Genomic DNA, 4,915 nt, shown 5'->3' on the forward strand with positions numbered 1-4,915 from the left:
GGCGAGCCGACTTCGGCCCGCCCGGCGCCCGACTCCCGACCGCGGCTTGAGAACACCTCATCAAGCCCGGCCGGTGCCCGATGCCAACCGGTTCACCGGCGGTACAGCACCGCCTCCGGCGCCGCCGCGCTCAGCGTGACCGACTTCGGACGGACCGGCACTGCCCGCCCCGGTCGGTCGTCCGCGCCCAGCAGAAACGCCCGGTTGACCCCGTTCACCGTGATCGTGGAACCGGGGTCGACCCCGGCCACGGTACGAATCGCGACCACCTCGACGATGTCCGACGCCCGCGTCCCGTGCGGGAGTCGGACCGTGGTCGCCGCCGGGTCGTCACGCTGCAACGACCAGTCCACCCGCGCGCGGTCCGAGCGGTACAGCGTCGGATCGCCCTTGATCCGCACACCGAGCGCGACACCGTTCCAGCCCGCCGCGCCGGGCGGCGGCGCCGAGGTGGTCTTGCGGATCACCGCGTACAGGTAGTCCTGCGGGTCGGCGATCAGCGTGGTGGTGTCGGCCGGCGGATCGGCCACGACCCGGCCCTCGCGGCGTACCTCGGCGGTCATCACCGGGTACACCCACGGGTGACGGTCCACCATCTCCTCGCGCGCGGTCTTCTTCGGGTCGACCAGCCGCTCGACCGCCGCCGGCGCGAATCGCATCGGATTGTCCACGACGTCGCACAGGTTGTTGTTCAACGTGCAGGTCTGGAGCAGCGGATGGCCGTCCTCGTAGCGCCCGGCGAACAACTTCGTGCCGTGGTCGGGCGATTGGAAGTAGGCCGTGCCCGGCACCGCCCTGCCTCGTGCGTCCACCTCGACGCGGTAGGCCCACTCTATGTCGGTGGTGCGGCCCCAGCGGGCCATCAGCGCCGGCGTCGAGGTGCCGCCGTCCTCGTTGCTCCACACGATCGTGTAGGTCAGCACCCGGTTGCCGGCGGTCGCCGCCGGGGCCTCCTGGTACCAGGCCAGCACCGGGGTGTCGGAGATCGCGTTCTGGAACGGGCCGGTCGCGCCGCCGGGCACGCCGGGGATGCTCCGCCCGTACAGGACCGGCGCGTTCGCGGCCACGGCGTGCTCGCGCTCCCCGGTGCCGATGGTCTCGGTACGCAGCCGCGAGACCCGCACCACCGAGCCGGCCGCCGAGGACCGGTCGGCCGCGTAGCCCAGGGTCAGCCGGTGCCGTCCCTTGCGCAACGCGCCGAGCGCGAAGCTGCGCTCGGTGGGCGTGGACCCGAAGACCACCACGTCGCCCGCGGGTCGGCCGTCGACGCTCAGTTGCAACACCGCCGACTCCCGGCCCGGGGTGCCCCAGTCGATGCCCGGCGCGGCGACCGTGAGCGTCACCAGAGCCTCGCCGTCGCGCCCGGTCCGGAACGGGACCACCACCGGGCGGCCGTCCCGGTGCACCCCGAACGTGCCGTGCGAGCCCGCCGATCGCTCCGACTCGGCGGCGTGCGCGGCCGGGATCGGGCCGGCCAACAGGGCCGAGACGGCGAGTGCGGCGGAGCCGGCGACTACGGATCGGCGCAGAGCATGGCTACCGGAACGAGCGAACACGAGCATCCCCCGAAGAGCGTCGTCGAGCCTGACCCGCCCACCGTGGCCGGCCGGCGGGGCGCGGGCCAACCCCCGCGCGGGCAAATTCCACCAACCGTCATCGGCGGGCCCAGGTCCCGACACGCAACGGCCACGAAATCGCCGATCCGGCACGCCCGATGTCCGATTCGTTCAAGATCCGCGACGATCCGCCCGTTAGCGTCCGGGCATGACGTGGATCACGAAGGACATGGTCGAGCGGGCCGAGCGGTTCCTGTGGACGTCGGGGCGGGTCCTGGAACAGCGGCGCTTCGCATACCTGTTCGGCACACCGGTCGAGACGGCTCGGGCGCCCGGGCCCACCGCGGACGAACGTGCCGGTGTGCTCGACGCGCTGCACGCGTACCGGACCTCGGACGGCGGCTACGCCTACGGCTTGGAGCCGGACGTGCGAGGGCCGCTGCCCCAACCGGCGACGTTGCGTACCGCGATGCCGATCCTGGCGGAGACCGAAGCGCTGCGCGGCCCCGAGTCGGCTCGGCTGTGCGACTGGCTGGCGGGCGTGACGACCGAGGCGGGCGGGGTGCCGCCGGCGCTGGCGAGCCTGCGCGACTACCCGCACCCGCCGTGGCTGGTGGTCCCGGATCCGCCGGTCGCGGGCCTGATCCCGACCGGCTGGATCGTCGGCCCGCTCCTGCACGCCGGCGTCGAGCATCCGTGGTTGACCCGGGCGACGGAGTATTGCCGTACCGCCGTCGAGGAGTTGCACACCACCCACCCGTACGAGGTGGAGGCGGCAGTCACCTTCCTCGACGCTCTCCCCGATCGGCCCTGGGCCCGCCGTCGGGCCGAACGACTGGGCGAACTGGTCCGGGAGCAGCGGCTCGTGCTGCTCGACCCGGCGCATCCGGAACGGGCCCGGCTGGCCCCGGGCTACGCCGAGGGCGAGTATCACCTGCCGCACGACTTCGCGCGGCGCCCGGACAGCCTGGCCCGGGGCTGGTTCTCCGACGCCGAACTGCGGGCGGGCCTGGGTGCACTGGCAGACGCCCAGGAGGACGACGGCGGTTGGCCGCTGCGCTGGGCCGAGTGGTCGCCGACCGTCCGGGCGGAGGCGCGTCCGGGCCTGACCGTCGAGGCGCTGACCATCCTGCGGGCGTACACGGAGGCGGTGCCGCCGACGGCCGGTTGAGTCGAGGCGCCGACCCCTGGGACACGCCGAGCCCGGGACACATCCCCACACCGCGACACGTACCCCATCCGACGTGCACATTTCGCATCCGGACGATCACAGCGCGTAAGGTCGCCAGCGTGACGCCTCTGGATCGCCGCAGCGCGCTGCGGCAGCTCGCCCGGGCCGCCGCGCTGGGTGCGGTCGGTGCGGTCGCGAGCGCGTGTGGCGAGGATTCCCCGCACGCGTCCATGCCCGCACCCACGGCGAAGCCGGTCGGCGCCGATTCGGCACCGGCCGTCGGCGCCGTTCCCGAACCGCCCCCGCTGCCCGCCGATCTGCCGTTCCAGGTCACCTCCGGACCCCGTGATCGCCCCCAGGTGGCGCTGACCTTCCACGGTCAGGGCAGTGCGGAGATCGCCGGCTCGATGCTGGGCCTGATGGAGGCGGCCGGCGCGCGCGGCACGGTCCTGGCGGTGGGCAGCTGGCTCGACGAACAGCCGCAGATGGCGCGCCGGGTCCTGGACGGCGGTCACGAACTGGGCAACCACACCATGCATCACGGCGACATCTCCTCGATGTCCGCCGATCGCACCTACGCCGAGATCACCGACTGCGCCGACCGGCTCAAGCGCCTCACCGGCTCGATCGGACGCTGGTTTCGGCCCTCACAGGCCAAGGACTGCACGCCCACCGTCGTCGCCCAGGTCCGCCGCGCCGGATACGCGCACTGCCTGGGCTACGACCTGGACTCCCTGGATTTCACCGATCCCGGCGCCGCCGCCGTCAGCCGTACCGTGCTGACCGGGGTTCGGCCGGGCTCGGTGGTCAGCCTGCACTTCGGACACCCGGGCACCGTAGCCGCGCTGCCCGCAATCCTCGACGGCCTACGGACCCGCGGACTGCGGGCGGTCACGATGTCGGAGCTCGTCACCTGATGACCACTCATCCCTCCCCCACCCGTCGCCGTCCCGGCCCGGTCGCCCTGTTCCTGGTGGCCTGCTGCCTGGTGGCGTCCGCCGCGTGCGCGTCCTCCTCGGACGGCACGGCGAAGCCCTCCCCCAGCACGTCCTCGATCGCCCCCGTGCAACCCGCGCCCGTCCCGGCCGCACTTCCGGCGCCGGAAACCGCGAACCTGCTGCCGGGCATGCCGCCCCCACTGGACCCGCACGATCTGTACGCCGCCGACCGCCCCGGCATGTTCTCGGACGTGGTCAAGGACTTCCCGTCCCGGGTGTACGTGCCCAACACCGAGTCGAACACGGTCAGCGTGATCGACCCGAGCACCTACAAGGTGATCGAGACGATCAAGGTCGGCCACCAACCACAACACGTGGTGCCGTCCTGGGACCTGAAGACCCTGTGGGTCAACAACGACCTGGGCGACACGCTGACCCCGCTGGACCCGGCCACCGGCAAGGTCGGCACGCCGGTCCCGGTGGACGACCCGTACAACCTCTACTTCACGCCGGACGGCAAGTACGCGGTCGTGATGGCCTCGATGGACCGCCAGTTGGTCTTCCGCGACGCGCACACGATGGCCGTGGTCAAGGCGGTGCCCAGCGAGTGCGCGGGGGTCAACCACGCGGACTTCTCGCCCGACGGCAAGTACTTCATCGTCTCCTGCGAGTTCTCCGGTGAGCTGCTCAAGGTGGACACCGCCGAGATGAAGGTGCTGGCCAAGCAGAAGATCCCGCTGTCCGGCTCGATGCCGCAGGACGTCAAGATCTCCCCGGACGGCAAGACCTGGTACATCGCCGACATGATGTCCGACGGCGTCTGGGTGCTCGACGGCGACACCTTCGGCAAGCCGACCAAACTGCGCACCGGCAAGGGCGCGCACGGCCTGTACCCGAGCCGCGACTCCAAGAGCCTGTACATCTCCAACCGCGGCGAGGGCTCGATCTCGGTACTCGACTTCGCCACCGGCGCGCTGACCGCCAAGTGGCACCTGCCCGGCGGCGGCAGCCCGGACATGGGCGGTGTCTCCGCCGACGGCAAGGTGTTGTGGCTCAGCGGACGCTACGACGCGGAGGTATACGCGATCGACACCACCGACGGGCACCTGCTCGCCCGGATCCCGGTCGGCGTGGGCCCGCACGGGTTGTGCGTGTATCCGCAGCCGGGCCGGTACTCGCTCGGCCACACCGGCGTCTTCCGCTGACCCCCGAAGACCCCTCGCCAAGGGTGGGCGGCGGGAGGCGCATGC

The 4,915-nt window shown here is 72.2% G+C and carries 4 protein-coding genes; 3 read left to right on the forward strand and 1 reads right to left on the reverse strand.

Annotated elements, in window-relative coordinates; all coding sequences use genetic code 11:
• Window positions 1-92: 92 nt before the first annotated feature.
• The gene (locus ACFXMF_RS46755; RefSeq protein ID WP_379991279.1) at window positions 93-1,556 is read right to left on the reverse strand and encodes a hypothetical protein; all 1,464 of its coding nucleotides are present in this window, start codon (window positions 1,554-1,556) and stop codon (window positions 93-95) included.
• A 208-nt stretch (window positions 1,557-1,764) separates the two neighbouring features.
• Here ACFXMF_RS46755 and ACFXMF_RS46760 point away from each other — a divergent pair, with 208 nt between their 5' ends.
• From ACFXMF_RS46760 to ACFXMF_RS46770, 3 genes are all read left to right on the forward strand, one after another.
• Complete coding sequence (locus ACFXMF_RS46760) at window positions 1,765-2,727, forward strand: hypothetical protein (protein ID WP_379991280.1); 963 nt, start codon at window positions 1,765-1,767, stop codon at window positions 2,725-2,727.
• A gap of 119 nt (window positions 2,728-2,846) precedes the next feature.
• Entirely contained in the window at window positions 2,847-3,644 is a 798-nt protein-coding gene (locus ACFXMF_RS46765) for a polysaccharide deacetylase family protein (RefSeq protein ID WP_360309174.1), read from the forward strand.
• Window positions 3,644-4,870: a hypothetical protein gene (locus tag ACFXMF_RS46770; protein ID WP_379991281.1), complete on the forward strand. Its 1,227-nt coding sequence runs from the start codon at window positions 3,644-3,646 to the stop codon at window positions 4,868-4,870. Before ACFXMF_RS46765 ends, ACFXMF_RS46770 begins: the two co-directional genes overlap by 1 nt.
• Window positions 4,871-4,915: the final 45 nt, after the last annotated feature.

The sequence above is a fragment of the Embleya sp. NPDC059213 genome (assembly GCF_042754445.1).
Lineage (GTDB): Bacteria > Actinomycetota > Actinomycetes > Streptomycetales > Streptomycetaceae > Embleya.

Coding starts and splice junctions, on each gene's coding strand:
- ACFXMF_RS46770 (WP_379991281.1), top strand. CDS start 3,644: ATGACCACTCATCCCTCCCCCACCCGTCGCCGTCCCGGCCCGGTCGCC.
- ACFXMF_RS46760 (WP_379991280.1), top strand. CDS start 1,765: ATGACGTGGATCACGAAGGACATGGTCGAGCGGGCCGAGCGGTTCCTG.